This window comes from Paenibacillus gorillae, assembly GCF_000513275.1.
GTDB lineage: Bacteria > Bacillota > Bacilli > Paenibacillales > Paenibacillaceae > Pristimantibacillus > Pristimantibacillus gorillae.
Map to the genome: position 1 here is coordinate 1 of NZ_CBVJ010000039.1, position 18,330 is coordinate 18,330.

General features: G+C 40.6%; 19 protein-coding genes. 7 read left to right on the top strand and 12 right to left on the bottom strand.

Annotated elements, in window-relative coordinates:
- Window positions 1–755 precede the first annotated feature (755 nt).
- On the bottom strand, window positions 756–1,247 hold the full coding sequence (locus TY10_RS07390; RefSeq protein WP_052350422.1) for an NUDIX hydrolase: 492 nt from the start codon (window positions 1,245–1,247) through the stop codon (window positions 756–758).
- Window positions 1,248–1,452: 205 nt separating this feature from the next.
- Between TY10_RS07390 and TY10_RS07395 the strand changes: the two genes are divergently transcribed.
- Complete coding sequence (locus TY10_RS07395; protein WP_042162136.1) at window positions 1,453–1,929, top strand: GNAT family N-acetyltransferase; 477 nt, start codon at window positions 1,453–1,455, stop codon at window positions 1,927–1,929.
- Between the two features lie 102 nt (window positions 1,930–2,031).
- Here the strand turns inward: TY10_RS07395 and TY10_RS07400 are convergent, their stop codons facing one another.
- Window positions 2,032–2,607, bottom strand: coding sequence for a nucleoside/nucleotide kinase family protein (locus tag TY10_RS07400; RefSeq protein ID WP_042162137.1), 576 nt, complete (start codon window positions 2,605–2,607; stop codon window positions 2,032–2,034).
- A 724-nt stretch (window positions 2,608–3,331) separates the two neighbouring features.
- Window positions 3,332–3,631, bottom strand: a complete 300-nt coding sequence (locus TY10_RS07405; protein WP_042162138.1) for a hypothetical protein — start codon at window positions 3,629–3,631, stop codon at window positions 3,332–3,334.
- 238 nt (window positions 3,632–3,869) lie between these two features.
- Here TY10_RS07405 and TY10_RS07410 point away from each other — a divergent pair, with 238 nt between their 5' ends.
- The gene (locus TY10_RS07410) at window positions 3,870–4,367 is read left to right on the top strand and encodes a GNAT family N-acetyltransferase (protein ID WP_238327502.1); all 498 of its coding nucleotides are present in this window, start codon (window positions 3,870–3,872) and stop codon (window positions 4,365–4,367) included.
- A gap of 100 nt (window positions 4,368–4,467) precedes the next feature.
- Here the strand turns inward: TY10_RS07410 and TY10_RS07415 are convergent, their stop codons facing one another.
- The 3 genes from TY10_RS07415 to TY10_RS07425 all read right to left on the bottom strand — a co-directional run bounded on the left by TY10_RS07415 (window position 4,468) and on the right by TY10_RS07425 (window position 6,418).
- Entirely contained in the window at window positions 4,468–4,905 is a 438-nt protein-coding gene (locus TY10_RS07415; protein WP_042162140.1) for an NUDIX hydrolase, read from the bottom strand.
- Between the two features lie 36 nt (window positions 4,906–4,941).
- Window positions 4,942–5,706 (bottom strand): class I SAM-dependent methyltransferase, encoded by a 765-nt coding sequence (locus tag TY10_RS07420; RefSeq protein WP_042162141.1) that lies wholly within the window; start codon window positions 5,704–5,706, stop codon window positions 4,942–4,944.
- Window positions 5,707–5,944: 238 nt separating this feature from the next.
- Complete coding sequence (locus tag TY10_RS07425) at window positions 5,945–6,418, bottom strand: GNAT family N-acetyltransferase (RefSeq protein ID WP_052350423.1); 474 nt, start codon at window positions 6,416–6,418, stop codon at window positions 5,945–5,947.
- 476 nt (window positions 6,419–6,894) lie between these two features.
- Here TY10_RS07425 and TY10_RS07430 point away from each other — a divergent pair, with 476 nt between their 5' ends.
- Both TY10_RS07430 and TY10_RS07435 read left to right on the top strand, forming a co-directional pair.
- On the top strand, window positions 6,895–7,134 hold the full coding sequence (locus tag TY10_RS07430; protein ID WP_042162143.1) for a hypothetical protein: 240 nt from the start codon (window positions 6,895–6,897) through the stop codon (window positions 7,132–7,134).
- A 76-nt stretch (window positions 7,135–7,210) separates the two neighbouring features.
- On the top strand, window positions 7,211–8,668 hold the full coding sequence (locus TY10_RS07435) for an MDR family MFS transporter (protein ID WP_042162145.1): 1,458 nt from the start codon (window positions 7,211–7,213) through the stop codon (window positions 8,666–8,668).
- Window positions 8,669–8,763: 95 nt separating this feature from the next.
- Here the strand turns inward: TY10_RS07435 and TY10_RS07440 are convergent, their stop codons facing one another.
- Together TY10_RS07440 and TY10_RS07445 are read right to left on the bottom strand one after the other, a co-directional pair.
- On the bottom strand, window positions 8,764–9,789 hold the full coding sequence (locus TY10_RS07440; protein ID WP_042162148.1) for a polysaccharide pyruvyl transferase family protein: 1,026 nt from the start codon (window positions 9,787–9,789) through the stop codon (window positions 8,764–8,766).
- A 165-nt stretch (window positions 9,790–9,954) separates the two neighbouring features.
- Entirely contained in the window at window positions 9,955–10,914 is a 960-nt protein-coding gene (locus TY10_RS07445) for a Gfo/Idh/MocA family protein (protein WP_042162150.1), read from the bottom strand.
- 135 nt (window positions 10,915–11,049) lie between these two features.
- Here TY10_RS07445 and TY10_RS07450 point away from each other — a divergent pair, with 135 nt between their 5' ends.
- Window positions 11,050–11,631, top strand: coding sequence for a TetR/AcrR family transcriptional regulator (locus tag TY10_RS07450; RefSeq protein WP_042162152.1), 582 nt, complete (start codon window positions 11,050–11,052; stop codon window positions 11,629–11,631).
- Between the two features lie 110 nt (window positions 11,632–11,741).
- Window positions 11,742–13,127: an MFS transporter gene (locus TY10_RS07455; protein ID WP_042162154.1), complete on the top strand. Its 1,386-nt coding sequence runs from the start codon at window positions 11,742–11,744 to the stop codon at window positions 13,125–13,127.
- A gap of 85 nt (window positions 13,128–13,212) precedes the next feature.
- Here the strand turns inward: TY10_RS07455 and TY10_RS07460 are convergent, their stop codons facing one another.
- The 3 genes from TY10_RS07460 to TY10_RS07470 all read right to left on the bottom strand — a co-directional run bounded on the left by TY10_RS07460 (window position 13,213) and on the right by TY10_RS07470 (window position 16,215).
- On the bottom strand, window positions 13,213–14,676 hold the full coding sequence (locus TY10_RS07460) for a S8 family serine peptidase (protein ID WP_042162156.1): 1,464 nt from the start codon (window positions 14,674–14,676) through the stop codon (window positions 13,213–13,215).
- A 102-nt stretch (window positions 14,677–14,778) separates the two neighbouring features.
- A complete protein-coding gene (locus TY10_RS07465; protein ID WP_042162159.1) occupies window positions 14,779–15,675 on the bottom strand; it encodes a protein kinase family protein in 897 nt (298 codons plus the stop codon).
- Window positions 15,676–15,810: 135 nt separating this feature from the next.
- A complete protein-coding gene (locus TY10_RS07470; protein ID WP_042162162.1) occupies window positions 15,811–16,215 on the bottom strand; it encodes a VOC family protein in 405 nt (134 codons plus the stop codon).
- A 240-nt stretch (window positions 16,216–16,455) separates the two neighbouring features.
- On the opposite strand from TY10_RS07470, the gene TY10_RS07475 reads away from it, so the two are divergent.
- Entirely contained in the window at window positions 16,456–17,019 is a 564-nt protein-coding gene (locus TY10_RS07475; RefSeq protein ID WP_042162164.1) for a sugar O-acetyltransferase, read from the top strand.
- An 11-nt stretch (window positions 17,020–17,030) separates the two neighbouring features.
- On the opposite strand, the gene TY10_RS07480 is transcribed toward TY10_RS07475, so the two are convergent.
- Window positions 17,031–18,330, bottom strand: a 1,300-nt coding sequence (locus tag TY10_RS07480) for a GNAT family N-acetyltransferase (protein ID WP_155985758.1), incomplete at its 5' end; no start/stop codon positions are given.

Below are 18,330 nucleotides of genomic sequence, written 5' to 3' on the forward strand. Positions count from 1 at the left end.
TGTCCCATCAGACTATATTTACCGCATATTGCCAATTTCAATTCATTTGATTCTACAGTTCATTTGGTAGTTTTTCACTGTTACTCTTTCATGAGTCGTCAGGTTCACGTACTTACACACCCATCAAAACTAAAAAGAACCAGTCAGATCAGGATTCCCGATCTGACTGGTTAATTAATAAAACATCTTAGAAGATCTTGAAAGCCTCATTTGTCATCTATGACAATGAGGAGTCTTTCGTTGTACATTTATTTCTTGAATTTTGCTTTTACAAGTACAATTACTCCACCAATAAAAATCCCAACAATTGCCCATGTTGCAATAAATAATATCGAATCCATACTGTACGCTCCTTAGTTGTTATCTAGTGAATAACCCCGGACCTTCAACATTTGCTACCTGTCTTCACCCATTCGACGTGTTACTTAAAGTATATACAAGAAAAAAGGCACAGTGCCTTCAAAATATTGAGAATCAATGAACTAGTTTGGATATTTTTGAACTATCGTTCCTCGTTAGTTACATCGCTACCCGCACTACTCTGATTTTCAAAAAGTAATTCATCGAATTTCAAATGTACTCCCATAATACCGTGATCTATATCTACTCTTGCGTATCCAAGAGGTCGTCGCAACTTTGTAAATTTCATATATTTTTAAGTGATGGGTATTATGGAAATTAGCAATTAAATAGAAATTTTTAGAACCATCCTATGCGGGATGGCTCTTTCTTGAAGAATTTAAATCTTTCCTACGCTAGTTTAATGAAGCCCCTTTAAAAGCCAATAAATCTGTTGTACTAATATGTTTAATATCAGAAATTTGCTCACTTGTAAGCATCTCATAGAGACCATCAGGAACAAGTTTATACTTAAGATTATCCTCGAAATCATTTAAGTTCTTCCAAACCGCTTTAAACTTTTTGTCCCCCTCAATCCCTTCAAACTCATTCTTATCATAGTCATCCATTCGACTAAAGTTCGCTTCATAAATAAAATCATATTCATGCCCAATTTCTCCGTACCAAGAGAAGATGTGCTCGATAATTCCTATCAATTTCGGTTCAATAATATCTATATTAATTTCCTCTCTTACTTCTCGTATTACAGCTGATCTGCTATCTTCCCCATATTCAATCGTGCCACCAACTGGGCGAAATGTAATGATACCATCTTCTTCTGGGAATTGTTCAAGTAATATTGATTCTCTTCTTTTAATAATGCAAAGAGAACAAGCCCTATACTGCAATTTTTTCACTCCTCAAAGCATTTTTTTCAAATATATTCCATAGAGGTATTGCTTTTTCCTGCCCAGTAGCTGTTAGAATATATCAATTGCCCGATGAATTTGCTTGTGATGTTACGGCTTCCAAGATTCATTAAGCTATTGGGCAGGATAATTTAACCATTTAAAGAATTGATAAATAAGAATATTTGTTGCGAGGATGTGCTCTATGGATTGGATGGTTCGACCAGCCTGTAAAACAGATGAACATAATGTAATTGAGGCTATACGCTTCTTGTGTGCAGAATTAAGGGCTAAACCGGATCTAAAGTTGCCCTTAACAGCATCAGATGTATTTCAAAGAATAGTATATAACACCTCTATTGGAGCTGTTTTTATTGCTGAAACAACTGAGGGAAATCTCATAGGATGTATAACTGTTTCTGTCCAAGAAGTTATATTCAGAGGTGGACCCTACGCGCTTATTCAAGAACTATGGGTTCATCCTGAGTATCGAAGTCTTTCGGTGGGTGCAACACTTGTATGCTCTGTCGAAGAGTTTTGTCGAAAGCATTCTCTTAAACGGTTGGAAGTCTGCCTGCCAAACGAGAGTTTTGTTGCTTTTAACAAGACACACAAATTTTATGGTAGTGTCGGCTTTACTGATAACGGTCCTTACATGGCAAAAATGGTATCCGAGTATTGACCAGTTCTCTTATTATTGAACCTAACGGGAAACGATAGTTCATTGGGTAAAAAAGGGGTAATTGCAGCATCAACACTTAGCTCAATAACCCTTTCTTTGTTATCACTTTGTATCCGTTGGAATTTGTATCGCGGTGATAATTTCATTTGCTAAAAGTCCAACTTCTTTGGTTCCATCTACAATAAGATTACAATCTTTCTTTACATTCTCATTCACAATTACATAGGAATCCCTGCTGACTTGAAGGTATTGATCAATAAATTCAATAATACTTCCTAACAAAATTGATGTTTCAATACCCTCGGGAACATTAAGAGCGGCTCTTTTGATTGAACGGGCTAAAGCGATGTCCGATGGAATGTCAATGCAAACTACATAGTCAATAAGCCCAGCTATCTCTGTTCGCCCACGGCCAAAAGGCTCCTCGACAATGACCCAATTGTAATGACTTTGTTCTTGCAAAGCTTTCAGATCTTCAATCATTTTTGGAGTTTCAAAATCATTTGGATTACACCCAGCATTTAGCCACTGAGATAAATCTTCGGGAAATTTTGTGGTTTCTTTATAGTCATCAAAATGAATTGATGTGGAATTCGGAAGTAAAGTAACGATCGTGTTGACTAAGCTGCTTTTACCTGAGCCTGATGGCCCGCTAATGGAAACAACGGTAATCCCCATCTCTTAACCTTCTTTCGGTTATCATGTTCTTCTGACATCGCCTAAACAACATGAAGTCTCCCCTTCTAATGTCCCGTTCAGCTCGATGGTTTTAGGAGTAAAACGTCGTATCCTAGCTCACTGAGTACCTCCAGCCCATCATTGAAAACTATCCTGGTTGATCCATTCCAACCATTCTCCAAACCATACAAAATAAAATGCTTAACTATTCTTGGGTAATACAAGTTAACAATTTCAATGTTGCCTGTCGCTATCTTGTTTAAGGGGAAACCAACTAAAAGTGGGCTTCCTGTTACTGGATCATCCCAAGTAATAAAGTGGAATGAACAGGTTTTGTTTTTCATTTTTTTAATGATACTGAAAGAGACACTGCGCTAAAACCTTTATCGTACTTATTGTTAATCACAAATACGTATTCTTGTTCTCCAACATTGATTTTCCTTATTTTTTTCTTCAAACTCTTAGCTCCTAGTAATCTGCCTGTTAGAATTTCTAAAAGGACGCAGATCTGGAAATATTGGTTTAGTCGATAATTTCAGAAATCACACCAAACACTCACTAAGCTTCAAACCTTATTCTTTCTGTCTAACTTAGTGTAGACGATTTAGAGCGCTCCCTCTTTTTCCTGTACTACTAATAAACTCATTACAGCTAAAAAGCCAGCTATAATAGCTGGCCAAATCTCCGCTGTACTTTTGAACCTGTAATCTTCATAGCATTGATATTATTCCACGCCGTCCTTAAAGTTATTACTGTAGTGCTTGTCACCCTTATGCTCAAGATCATCAAGCGTTTTTTCAAGTGTTTCAACGATTGTTTCCTTGACTTGTGTCAGTGTCTCATAAAATAATGCCTCTTCTGAACCTATAATTCTCACTCCGCTGATCGCTTGCATGGACTGAAAACGACGGTGTTCATCAGCAAGGACGTCAATCGCAGCCAAAGTATGTTTCGCTTGCAGGAACAAATCTTTATGATGTTGTTCGACCAGCCTACCTTCGAGTTGTTGCATTCTTAAGTTCATGGGCACTATCTCCTTCATAATAATTGATATGAGATTATTGCAAGCTACATCATAGATCTCATTGTACAATTATTTGCTCCAAAAAAACAACTGATGTACAAGCTGCTCCTTGCAAAGAGCTACCAATCGGCACCGGCATGGCTGCATGGTGACATTGCAGTTATATCTTCCTAACCAGTATGAATGTTGATCAGGATACTGTTGGGCACCTACTAATGGAGTGAAGATGACTCGGAAGATGGGAATAGAACAACCAAAAAGTGAGGTGAAATATATGAATATCCAGTTAAGAGACATTACTTCTGATAATTTCATGGAGTATGTCTTATTAAAATCAACTGCTGCACAAGAACGGCTTTTGTTTGAAGAACATGTCGCTTCAAATGCATTTTCGTTGGCTCAAGCTAAAGTAGAGCCCGAATGGCTATCAAAAGCTATTTATTATGAAGGAACAATGGTTGGCTTCACCATGTATGGATTTGATCAAAAACAGAAATTCTATTTTATTACTAGACTTATGATTGATTTTCACCATCAAGGTAAAGGATTTGGAAAATATGCAATGTTGAAATTTATAGAACACGTGGAAAAGTTTCCTTGCAAAGAGGTCTATACAAGTTTCGTCCCTTCAAATGAAAGGGCAAAAAAATTGTATACCAGTCTTGGTTTTGAACATACAGGTGGCGTCACAAATGAAGGTGAACCACTTTATTGTTTGAGATTCGAGAAACAATAAGCGTCAATACTCAAATAACAAACTTTACATCAATATATCGAGACAAAACCACTCCTGAAAAAGAAAAAAAGGAGTGTTTTTTTTGCATAGAACATTTCTTTTATTCAATCGTTGTTGCTGCTTCTTCGGCATAAGTTAAAATCTGAATACGCTCTCCTCGCCCTTCAACCTTCCTTACGATTTGACGTGCCGTTTCAAAATTGAAAGTAACACGTCCAGTCTTTTCAAATCCTTCTGGAATCTCAAACATTTGCTCTACCTTAGCAATAAAATAAATCGTGTAGGTATCCGTTTCGTCCCAATACCATGATGCAAAAGGTTTTCGATTTGTTTCTAACATAATTCCCGCTTCTTCCATCGCCTCTCGATTCAATGCTTCTTCGATGCTTTCATTACCTTCAATTCGCCCGCCAACCGTCGTTAATACTTGTTCGTCCTTATCCCATACCATAACTAATGAACCACCTTCTAAAAGTGGTACGCAATGCACGCCAGCGATTCGTTTATCAGTTGGAAGCTTATCAATTTTGCTCAACATTATTACCCATCCTCACTTATATTTTCTGATGTTGCTTTATTTTTGAGGTTTGGAACACTTCATAATAAATGTCGGAGGAATCAACGCTGCTTTTTCAAGTGAGTACCATCTCATTGGATTATCTGGTTCTGTCTGTTCGGGTATAACTACATCTTCAACCACTCTATCAATTTGAAATCCGGTCTGTATTAATTCATTGATATAAGTGCTGAGTTTAATTTGATTCATCATAGCCGGAATATTCCAAGCCTCGCTCTGATGAATCCCCTCTTCGTGATACGACTTTTTAACTATAAAAGAATCATTTTCGTATTTAATGCGGTTATGTAGAGGATGTTCCCAGCTAAAAATAAAGACCCCGCCTGGCTTCAAGTAATTGAACACGTTTTGTAATGTCTTTTGCAAATCAACTGTCCAGCCAATTGCATAGATCGAATAGACAACGTCAAAGTAATGATGCGGGAGGCCAGGATCATTTTCCATTGGTCCTTGAAATAGTTGTAAGATGGATTCATTCGCCTTCAGTAGATTTCGGGCAGCTTCGAGCTGTGTATCTGATAAGTCAATTCCCCAAAGCTCAGATACTCCGCGAGATGCCATATACTCAAGAGAATGGCCGCTACCGCATCCTATCTCCAGAACACGTAAATTTGAAACTTCACCAAATAAGTTTAAGTCATTTTCCAATGGTGCAAAGGGTCCAAAGGTTGGAAGCGCAGTTCTGCCAAAAAATCGGGGTGCCACTTCATCCCAGCTCTTCTTGTTGGATCGAATAAAATCCTCCTGTGTTATACTCGACATTCATTTTCAACCCTTTCCAAATTTAGATTGAAGAAAGTTGTAATTCAGTCATTGGTATAAAAATTATTAGACCTATTACTTATTCGAGGACAGTACGCCGACTCCCTTTTGTGGATCATTTTGCCAAGCGGAAAATAGGATCTCTTGACAATTCGAGATAATTCGATTTTTGATCATATTCTACTTCTTGAATTGTCACCATATTGCATAACCTTCTTTCACGGTAAGTCATGATAATTCATTGCAGCTCATAATAATCCATCGTCGAAGTCTCAACGAAACCGCAGGATTGATAGAGCCGGAGTGCATTGCCATTCTCAACGGCCACTTGCAACATAATGTCCCCAGCATTTGCTTCCTTCAACTTATCTATTGCTCTCAAGAGAATGGCTCTCCCGTATCCCTTGCCACGATACTCAGGAAGAACGCCTAGACCATAGATACCTCCAATGCCGGGGGACAACTGGAGATGGACTTTTCCGATAACCTGTTCATCTTCTTCTGCAAGATAAATGGTCAACCCCCTCTTTTCTTCTTCCTCGGGCTGAATCATCCCCTCCACTAGATCGCTTGTCTCCACTTCCGCCAACTTATCTCCAAAGTAAATCGCGTTTTGCTTGTGAATCTCCCAAGCGTCAGCATTCGTTGCCTTCCGTAATCTAATGCTCTCCAGATCATTGTGTATCTCAGGTCGATTTGCCTCAAGATACATCTCATGCTCCTAATGATGAAATCTTGCTCCAATTTCTTGGATGAACGCTTTACCCGCTTCTGACTTCCGATCACATAAAAGAAGTATATTTTTTGGTGACCTGCGCTTCCACTCTTCCATCACTAGCCTGCTTAATGTCCTAAAAACACCTTGGCGTCTGTAGTCTGGATGCACCATGCCCTACGCCTATCCTAACATGACATGCTCTCCGTTCCACTGGCCAACTAGGGGACGCGGATGCGGAGGCACTTCTTATTGATTTACCCCGTTGAGTTAACCGGCACGTTATCATAATCCCCAAATCGCATCTCGTCAAGAGAAAATGTGCAAATAAGCGATATAACGGGGGAGCCCCCTTATGTTTTCCAAATAGGAATGAATTTCCGAGTATGCAGGGCTATATCGCTTTTTCCAATTCATTCGGTGTCACGTAAAATATTGTTCAGATTGATAAGGAATAAAGAAAGGAGATCTGCATGAACAGCCTGGACAAAATCAGATTTTCAATCTTTTACGGCGAAGCACCTGCGGCTACTTGTTACGGCTATATGGAGCTGAATCGGGATGGCAATATGATCGCTCTCTACAATAGTTACGGCGAGGAAATCGACATGTTTGGCGGACATGAATTTGTCAAGGTGCGCTCGCTTGGCAAATTCGATAATGAAGACCGCGATAATTTTTATTCCTTGTTAGAAAGTGATGGTGTAGGGTAACCTGCACGACAGACTTCTGAAGATTTGGTGTCAAGACACTACGTGGAACGCAATGAATATTTTCTGGAGGTAGAAGATGAACAAACGGGTTCAAGAGGCAAGCGGGATGAAAAGAGGAGCGATGTTAGCCGCCCTGCTCATCGGTGCATTTATTGCGTTTCTTAACGAAAATCTACTCACCAATACATTTCCAGGATTAATGCGTGAGTTTAACGTTGCTGCTTCGACCATACAATGGTTATCGACCGGTTATATGTTAATGATCGGCATACTGGTACCGGTGACCGCATTGCTCCAGCAATGGTTCACGACTCGCCGGATGTTTATATCTGCGATGGCGTTATTTTTAGCAGGTACCTGCTTGTGTGCAGTATCCCCTGAATTCGAATTTTTGCTGATAGGCAGGGTTGTTCAGGCTTGCGGAACAGGATTATTGATTCCGTTGATGATGAATACGATTCTTACCCTCTATCCTCCAGAACGCAGGGGGGCTGCCATGGGTCTCATGGGATTTGTCATCATGGTCGCCCCTGTAATCGGGCCAGCTTTGTCGGGATTGGTTATCGATACCTTACACTGGCGATGGCTGTTCTACATGGTGATTCCTGTCACTGTGTTTTCAATTATTTATGCATTCATTTACTTAAAGAATGTTACAGAAATAACCAAGCCAAGGGTCGATCTTTTGTCTATTATTATGTCAACCGTCGGGTTTGGTTGTATTACTTACGGTTTCAGTCAGACTGGTGTCTCGACTGGTCCTGGGAGTTACAGTCTGATTGCCGTAGGCGGCCTCTTCTTGCTCTTGCTTATTTGGCGGCAGCTCAAGATTAAAGAGCCTTTGATTGATCTTTCTGTATTTCGGAATCCTGCTTTTTCTTTAGTAGCGGTATTGATAGTAGTGCTGATGATGGTTTTATTCGCTACCACGACATTGCTGCCGATCTATATGCAGGATGTAATGCAGTTGACAGCATTCGCGACAGGTTTACTTCTGATGCCAGGCTGCATTTTAAACGCAATGATGATGCCTGTGACGGGAAAATTATTCGATAAATTCGGCCCAAGATTCGTCATAATGCCCGGACTGGTCATGATCGCCCTATCGCTGTGGCTGTTTGCCGGTATCGATAGCGATACAACCCGAGGCTCCGTTCTGTTCAATCATATCCTCCTATTCTTAGGCATATCATTTGTCGTCATGCCGGCTCAGACAGCAGGAATGAATCAACTTCTGCCTCACCTGGTCCCCCATGGCACAGCCATTTACAATACGCTCCAACAGATTGCAGGTGGAATTGGCATCGCTTTATTCGTCGGCATCATGTCGTCCGGGGCCAATCGTCCTCTTCACCATTCACTTGATCCCGCTGCGTTTCAAGATAAAGCACAAAGTATCGTTGCCGGTTTACAAACGGTTTTTAGAATTGAATTTATTCTCGCATTACTTGTCTTGGTACTGGGTTGGTTTTTAAAAGGCCGTCTCAATAGCGATTTTTCTCAAAAGAAAGAACCAAAAAACTTGTTGCCTTAGGGTTCGAATGACTTATTCCACCGTCATTTGTGGTACGTTTCACCGCGCTGTTTTGTAAAATGCCCTCGCCTAGCGCACACATTCTTTGGTTTATTTTAAGCTTCTAGAGCAACTTTAAGAAACTGAAGTGAATGATGACGAAATGCACTTGTTTCTGATTCGTCTATATGATGAAAAGTAACATCATCAATATTTGGAATATTTGCTGTATCATAAACATAGCAAGAAGATAAGCCAAACGTATCCAGCAGAGCTATCAGTCTTAAATCCATTGATTTGGGGTCCTGTGAATGATCAGATACCGGGAAAACCAAAAATGGAACCTTATATAAAATGGCAAAAACAGCCCCATGAAAAGCACTAGTAATAAAATACTTAGCGTGTTTGATGTATCCTACAAATTCCTTCGGGCCAAACGTAGCTGCTCCAGCAGTTGCAAGAGATATAATCTCGTATCCGTACTTTTTTGAAAGTGCTTCAGCATATTTCTGAACCCCTGTATCTCGTAAATCATAAGTGAGTATATAGGCTTTTTCTGGCGGAATAGCAGATATATCATCCCATTCGGATTCATCAAGAAGCATTACAGGATCCAATACATGAGTAACCTCTCCATTTTTCATCGTTTTCACAAAAGGGATTGCACTTTTTTCACGAACAGAAACAAAGTCTAAAGAATTAACGTGTGGAGCAAGGATATTTTTTCGATCAGGCCCTATTTCTGCTCCTCCCATGCTTGGTGCGTATGCAATTTTCGTTTTTGATGCTGGAACAAAAGAAAGTGCCATACAGGGTAAAATGTCATCGGAAATAACCCATGGTAAACCCCATATTGGGTCGCTGCCGCAAACAAAAATATCGTAATCATCAACACATTCTGCAATATCAGATACTGTATATAAATGTTCGCTGTGGGGAATGCTTTCGGAAAAAATTCTAAAATGTTCCGCACTTTTAGCACTTTCACACGCTTGTAAGTAGTATTCACTTTGCCACTTGAATGTAATTTGCTCACAATGAAATCCTAACTTAGCTATAGTTTTTTGCAGTGCATAAGCTCCAAGCTGGCCACCGTAATTATAATTTTTGCAATAAACAGTAACAATTCCAACTCTTTTCATAATAATCTACATTCAGACTAGGCCGGCACAAACAGGAATGAAAGAAAAGTGCCGAAAAGTCTGCATAAACTTGAAATTTGATATTTGTTTGGGCAGAAGAAACGATCGGGGACTTCCCTCTCTTACACGGAGGGGAAGTCTCTAGTGCTCTAGCTGGGTTGATATCTAGGTTCCGAAGTGAATCGCTTTCATTTCTTTTATGGACTTTAGTACGGCGTCCTTTATTTTCATTACCTGAATTGCAGATGCAATATCGAGAAACTCACTTTTTGTGTTGTTTTCCAAACAATCCTTAATATGATGTATGACTTGCTCGTAATCATCCTTCATTAGGGGATTTAACACTTCTTTGCTTCCATCACTGTAATAAATCACAAACTCTTCTCGAGTGTTCATCCCATATTCAGCATCAAACTTGATAGAACCTTCCTCACAAACGACCTCAAATCCTATATAAAACGGAGAATTTTCAGGCAAATTTGTGCAGCTCTCAACAACCGCAAATTTATTATCATAGTTTAACGTGGTGATCACGATTGATTGGTCCCCATAGTCTATACCATTTGAAAGGACACTGTTGGGCATTCCCAAAATCTCCATTATAAAATCAAAATTATGAATGTGGAAATCGGAAACGTTTTTTTGCAATCCCAAGTTGCCCCAATTCGGAGCCGTTTTATTATAGGAACGGAATGATTTCACCTCGCCTAACTCAGCGTTTTTGATTTTGTTTATTGTATTATGATGCGAGGTCGAAAATTTAAAAAACAAATCCACAAATACATTTCTTTGATACTCTTCTGATATTTTTAGAATTTCTTCAGCCTCATCTATTCCATAAGTTAATGGTGTCTCACAAAAGACATGCTTATGATGCTTTAGTGCTTCGATTGACCATTTTGCATGAAGAGAAGTTGGCAAACATATATCAACCAAGTCAATTTCCTTATTTTCTATAATTTCATATATATCAGTTGTAGTAGCAATATTCAGTGTCTTATTTATTTCTCTTAATTTATTTTCATCCCTCCCATATATTAAAATCACCTCAAAACCCGTCATGCTTTTATATAACTCTGCATGCTTTCTTCCAAACCCCGTTCCTAGTATTCCAACTTTAATCATATAAAAACCTCCTTTTTTATTACAATGTTATTTCTCTCCGCTTCACAAGATGCTACCTCAACAATAGAACAAATGTTCTTATGTGTCAAAAAATAAATTATTGACTACGCATTCCATAATGATTATGATAAAACAATGAGCAGACCAAGAGAATTTGATTATGATACAGTGTTGCACGCCGCAATCGACATTTTTAGGGAATACGGTTATAACGCTTCATCGTATGACATTCTAACGAAAGGAACCAAATTGAACAAACAGAGCCTCTATGGCGCCTTCGGCGATAAAAAAGCTTTGTTCAACAAGTCGCTGTCATTGTACAATGCAGATTTTCTGGAAAGGTTTCAGGAATTATTGAATCATGGTACGACCGCATTGGAGACGCTCCGCTATTGGCAAGAGCATTTTCTTCCTTCCAATTACGAACACAGGTACGGTTGTTTGATTGTAAACTCAACGCTAGAGTTACAAAACACCGAAGCCAGCAGTGTCAAACTAGAGTTTGACCATATGTTCCAGCGGATGAAAGAGATGCTTGAGGTCGTTATTTCAAAAGGCCAGCAAGAAGGATCCGTTATTGTGAAGCTTTCTAGTGAACAAATCTCTACCCATCTGGTAAACACCATCATTGGGTTAAGAGTGATGGTACGTTCTGGTGCTCCCAAAGAGCAGCTGCAAAGTCAATTAGATACAGCTATTGAAATGCTTTTAATTTAATCCGCCTCTCAAGCAGAGGTTTTTTTGTCCCAATTTATTGACCAAGCATTCAATAATTAGGCAAGTAAAATGTAGTCTTTCTTATTTTATAGAAAAGGATGTTACGCACAATGCAGAATCGTTCACATAAAATTATACTGTTCATCACTTGTATTACGGTGTTCATGGCTAGTCTGGATGTTTTTATAGTCAATGTGGCTCTGAACAATATCGGTCAATCCATCGGCGAAAGCTCACTGTCCAATCTCAGCTGGGTGCTCAACGGTTATGCCATTTTCTATGCTTCACTGTTAGTTCCTGCCGGGAAACTAGCCGACCGCTACGGACAAAAGCGCGGATTCATCTGGGGGATAGCGCTGTTTACAGCTTCCAGTCTGGGAGCTGCACTAAGCGGCAATCTGTGGCTCCTCGTCATGTTCCGGTGCCTTCAGGCAGCCGGCGGTGCAATGCTAACACCGAGCGGCCTAGGTCTGCTGCTAACGAATATACCTGACGAACACAAAAAACGTGCAGTCCGGATATGGGCCAGCAGTGGCTCACTTGCAGCTGCAGCAGGTCCGGCGGTTGGAGGCTTTCTATTAGAGCTCTCATGGGAATGGATTTTTGTGGTCAACATACCCATTGGCATTCTTGCTATATTGGCTGCGCTCCGTTATATACCAAAGGATACGCCGAATCAGGCTTCGCGGTTTCCGGACCTTTGGGGCGGTATCTTGCTGATTATTGCTATTGGCTCACTGTCACTTGGACTAGACAAAGCGCCTGATTGGGGATGGGGCAATGTTTATACCTGGGCCAGCTTTATCGTATTTGCGGTGACTCTGCTATGGTTCATTCTACAATCCCGCAGGCATCCCTTCCCGATTATCGAGTTTTCCTTGTTTCGCAGCAGGCCGTTCACTAGGTCGAACGTGGCTGCCTTACTGATTAATGCAGCTTTTGCGCTAGAGCTGCTTTCTGTCATCATGTATCTTCAAAGCGTATGGAATTGGTCCACTTTGACTACTGGTCTCGCTCTTACGATAGGTCCTTGTTTAGTTTGGCCTTCAGCTATACTTGCTCAACGACTTTCCAAATATATTCAAATTAATAAGCTCGCGGCACTGGGCAACCTGTTGATCGGTGTAGGACCGCTGCTGTTTATCTTGTCTGTACAGATCACACCGAACTACTGGCTTCAAGTTTTGCCAGGTTGGCTGGTAATCGGCATTGGCTACGGATTTGCTTTGCCAATTATGATGTCTTCGGCTACCTCTGAGCTGCCCCGACAGCAGGCATCAACTGGCAGTGCAGTGGTGAACATGTCCCGGCAGATTGGTTCTGTCCTCGGAACGACCCTGCTGGTCATCGCCCTCAGTACTTCATCAGCGCCCTCCCTTGAGAATTTTCATATCGGATGGTGGATTGCCGTCGTCCTTTCTCTGCTTGGAGCAGTCGCAGCACTGGGCATTCTGCCTAAGGCAGTAGTATCAAGTATGAAACCAGTTCAAGAATAGAAAGCTAAAACCCATGAAATACCTTGTGAAATCGAGGTTTTTCGTGGGTTTTTAAACCAGCCAAAATTTTCACACTTAAGCGCCTCTACCTATATTTAGTATCCTTTTTATATTCCGCATACCATTCATAAATCGGCAACGCCTTGTCGAGTATTGAATCTGGGTCATGAGTTTTTTCTAGTTTAGGAAATTCTGGGAACTTATCTAAATATCCATTAACACACCAACGAACAGTCCAATTCAAATCTGTAGTCCAGGGAATCCAGAGGTCTATCTCATCTTGCGTCGCATCTTGTAATAATCCATATGCATACCAGCCACGCACCCCGCCTTCGTTTTCTTTCCTTAAATTATTCCAAAATATTTCACGTTCATCAGCATCTTTAGGTTTTTGCAAAGCCCAAATCGCTATTTTTCTTATTAGAGGTGAATCATCTTGTGCAAATCTCCATAACTCTTCCCGGCTGCATCGTTCAACCAATATTGAGAAGGCTAGTCCTCTCTCTATGGGATCACTAGAAATAATTGATAGGTATGGATTTTGAACAACTATTGGAAAAGGATGTTGAGGAGCGCCTCTTTTTTGGTAGCCATCGTTAAGTGCTTTAATTACATTCGCAACATTAACCCTTGGTGCTAGGTTAGCATAGCCATCAAAAGGAATTCCACAATCAACTAATGCATTTCGTAATGTGTCTATCTGGAGGTTCGGGTATTTAGAAAGCAAATAGGCGCATACCCCTGTTACAAGCGTAGATGCCCCAGAAGTCCCCCAAAAATATGATAATTCATTCGGTTCCTCCAGTACTTCACAATAAGGAATTGGCAAGTAAACTCTTGGCGCTAAAACATCTGGTCTACTATGTCCATCGCCATTCCTTCCCCAAGGCTCATCTGCATAAGGAGAATGAGTATCTACTTCTGCAGAGCCATGATCGTTATAACCGCCAACCGCTAAGTATTCTATAGGGGGCATTATGTTATCTAGCCTTGTATTACCATTAGCACAAATGACAAGAATTCCACTATTAATAGCTGAAGTTAGTGCCTGAACTGTAGAGTTCTCGTCTGTATTTTTCAACAAAACTGAATTATCCAATGCATGCCAACCCATACTTAGAATTATTTTGATGTTCCATTCTTGACTTCGTTCCAGAATATAATCTATGCCACGTTTTAAGCGTTCTCCTTCACCCTCTCTAAAAGCCAGATGATTGAGAACTATGAAATTTGATGCAGGTGATAAACCTGTATATTTCACTCCTTCAAATTCAAAAGGCTCATGGGATAACGCAAGTACTGCCATTAGTCCATGCTCACCTTTGTCACCATCCGACTCATTAGGCTCTTCAAAGGCAATTTCTCGACACTCTACTGATAAATCATTATGTACGGAGATATATTTAATGCGTGAACCCAAATGACGAATTGTATGATGAGGTCTTATCGTATCAATGATTACAATACCAATATCTTTACCGGCATCCTCTTCAGGAGGGTTAGAAAAGCCAAGTCGTGACCATGTCGGCTCATATAATTTCTGTTGCAATAATCCTCATCCTCTCCAAAGTATCCTTGTAATTACTTGTAACGGTAAGGGCCATCCTCTGCAGGATGGCCCATTACTGTGTACAAGATCTCTTATTGAATTCTAAAAGCCTTTTACTTTATCCCAAAAAGATTTGAATGTTTTAACGTTTTCGAATCTCGATTCACGTTCTTCACTAACGGCTCGTAAAGCTACTTCGTAGAGCAGTTCCCTTGCCTCCCATTTGGAGTATGCGTGATCCATTTCTCCGCCCAGCAGACCAAATGCAATTGCACCCATTGTGAAAACGTTGGTTTTTGCGTCAATCAGGGCACCTAATTCGAATTCCTCAGGCGCCTTGAACCGATTTGAACCCCAGAAATTTTCTCCTATATCATTTACTGCAGGTGCTTTTCGGTAAAAATCGATGTCACATATTTTCGTCACATGGTTTGAAAAATCATAAAGAATACTTCCGTCATAGAAATCTACGGCAACATACCCTTTTGATTCAACGTAAGCATGAAAAGAAAAAATAGCATCCAGAGATTTCAATCGTTTTTTAATGGGCATCTGTTTGTACTTGTAGAACGGTGAGTCAGGGTGGGTGTGTTTGGGTACTTCAGCAAAGGACCAATGCGAATGCAGACATTCACCTTCGAACCATTCGAAAATTGCCGCATATCCGCTATCGGTACGGAAGTGATCCACTATCTGAATAAGATGCGGATGATTTAAAGCCAAGTACAACGGAATTGCATCAGTCAGCCGTGACACCGCATCCTGAGGATTTCCTGAAAACTCCAACGGCCTTGCTCCAGCATATTTAACAAATTGTTTCTTCCCATTCTTCTCCATTCCGAAACAGATATTTCCTGAATCTTGTTGATCAAATACACAGAACACTTTGCCAAGAGACCGCAGCCAATCAAAATCGTGGTGTTCTTGAAGCTGAAAAGTAACTTCGTCAAAAGAAAAAACAATTGTAGAACCGCCTGTTTTCGTAAATAAATGATCCATTCAATTCCCTCTCGGATTCTGGGGAATTACGCAGTTTACTGGGCTAAATATACGCTTTCCCCTTATTAAAATGCGCCCTGCTTTTTATAATGTTTCTTTTCATAAGACAACGCCTCCTTTCAATATTTCCCCAATTCAATTCCTATTGCTGAACCGTTTGATCGCTTCCTCGGTCACCGGCTGGAAGAGGTTAATGAGGTTGCCATCGGGATCACGGAAAAGCACAGAACGGTTTCCCCACGGCATCGTGGTCGGTTCCTGTACCCAATCATCGACAAAAGGGTTCAATCGAGCGTATTCGGCTTCGACATCGTCGACTCGGAACTCGAGAATGACAGAGTGATTGCTGGCAGCCACTACGGAACCAGCGCCGAATAGCTGCGCCGTCTGGGAGTGACCAATGGCCAGGGTGCATGATGGTACAACAAGTTCAGCAAAAACGGGCGCTGGACGCTCGGCTTGAACATTCATAACTTTCTCATAAAACTCGACGAGACGATCCACATCGTCGGTAATGATGCGTACAGAAGCGAAATTCATATGATATCATCCTTCCTATAACTTTTACATATCCGATTATAAAAGAACGCTACTGACAACGTTATGTCAGTAGTGTTTTAACATTTGTTAAGCTTTCTCACGAATCCAGTTCCGGAATGAATCAGTTCCAGTAAGGGTCTCAGGATACCGGTAATGCCTATGTCGCAATTTTAGAGTTGATTGTTATCGGCACCTTATATTAAAATACTTCCGCTGTCATTAAAAAAAGGAGTTGATGTTGTGAACGAAAAAGAAAAATCGCATGCTGGTATGTTATACCAACCTGGCGATCCTGAGCTTGTTGCAGACCGTGCCGTTACCGTGAAAAAGCTATACGAATATAACAATATACACCCGCTAGATCACGAAGCACGACAGGTCGCCATTCGCGGGCTGCTGGGAAAGACCGGAGATAATTGCGTTGTGGAACAGCCGCTTTTCTGTACTTATGGATATAACACTACGGTTGGAGACAATTTTTTTCTCAATGTTGACTGCAAGCTCATGGACAGCGGGAAAATTACAATTGGCAACAACGTATTTATTGCGCCTAATGTCTGCCTTATAACAGAAGAACATGCTATGGATGTAGAGCAACGGTTAGCTGGATTGGAATATACACATCCGGTCACTATTGGTGATAATGTCTGGATCTGTGCAGGTGCTATAGTGCTTCCAGGTGTGACGATTGGAGCGAACAGTGTGATTGGTGCCGGCAGTGTCGTTACGAAAGACATCCCGCCAGATAGTTTGGCTGTTGGCAATCCGTGCAAGGTCATCCGCTCTTTGAAAAAAAACCTTTAGACCAAATGTATTTAAAAGGGAATGAACGATGTTTTCCTTGGAAAAAGTATCCCAATCAAATTTTCGATGTCAGCATTGCGGAATCTAACTTCCGGGTAATCGAGCAGCAGATGGTTCATTCCCTTCCAGCCAAATATAAGTTGGGTCAACGATTCCTGAGGAATGTCAAAGTCCCCGCCATCCAGATTGCATTTTTTAACATCAATCATCTTGCCATTTTCAAAGGAAAACGCGATACCACACATCTTCTTCCAAAGGTTTATTGAGAAACTGCCAGTATAGTTTTCCATAACAGAATTGCTTATTCTTCGTTCTAATACTGTAGATATTGTATTGAAAAATCCAACAAGGTCGTTGATCTGAATGTAACCCGGGAACCCTCTCATCGTTTGCAACGACGCCTCTGGCAATACATTGTAAAATGGATGGTCTTTTCCTAATATAAAGGATATTCCTTGGAACTCCTCATTACTCTTGGAAGCCAATCTTTCACCGAGTTGGATACAATAGTTTAGAACTGCACTTTTTATATCGAACCAAGATACTCCATCAATTAATTCCATTAAATAGACAGACACATTGGATTGGTCCAGACCATGAACACCTAACGCTATAAAACCAATCCTTTCGCCATGTTCGTTTTCTATCATTTTCACACCGTCTGGAAAGTTAGTGGATGACGCGAACTGATCGTTATGCATATAACGTGATAACAGGTGTCTATCCAATGAGCATCTGTACAAATCTCCACAGAACTTAAGATCAAGATCGCTTTCGAAGGCATCACATATTTTGTACTTACTTGCATTTGCATCGATAACAGTCTCTTTTAAGAAACCAGAATAGATTTTACCTTCTCCATTTGGTCGAGCAACGGCATATTCACCAAACTGAGTGTAGTACCATGGCCGACCAATTACGCAGTTAACCGTAATCTTATTTTCTTCAAAAAACTTGTGAGTAACATTAAATAGATATCGAGCGAACCCTTGATTACGATAGGATAAATCTGTACTAACGAGGTCGATTCTCGCTGTTCTGAAATGTTGACCGCTGTAACAGGATATGCTCGGAATAATTGCCAATGAGGATGCGATTTTGTTGTTTTTAGTATCTTCCAAGATAAGAAACCGGTCTGGTTCCGGGGAGCAATACTTATTCACCATCATTGAACGGACCCATTGATCGCAGTCCCCATCTTCTTGATTTCGTACGTGAAATGCCGCAAGTTCGTCGATATCGCAGTAATTGGCAAACCGTACCGCAAAATTATTGTCAAGGTTCTCTATATAATCGATCTTCATAAGAAGA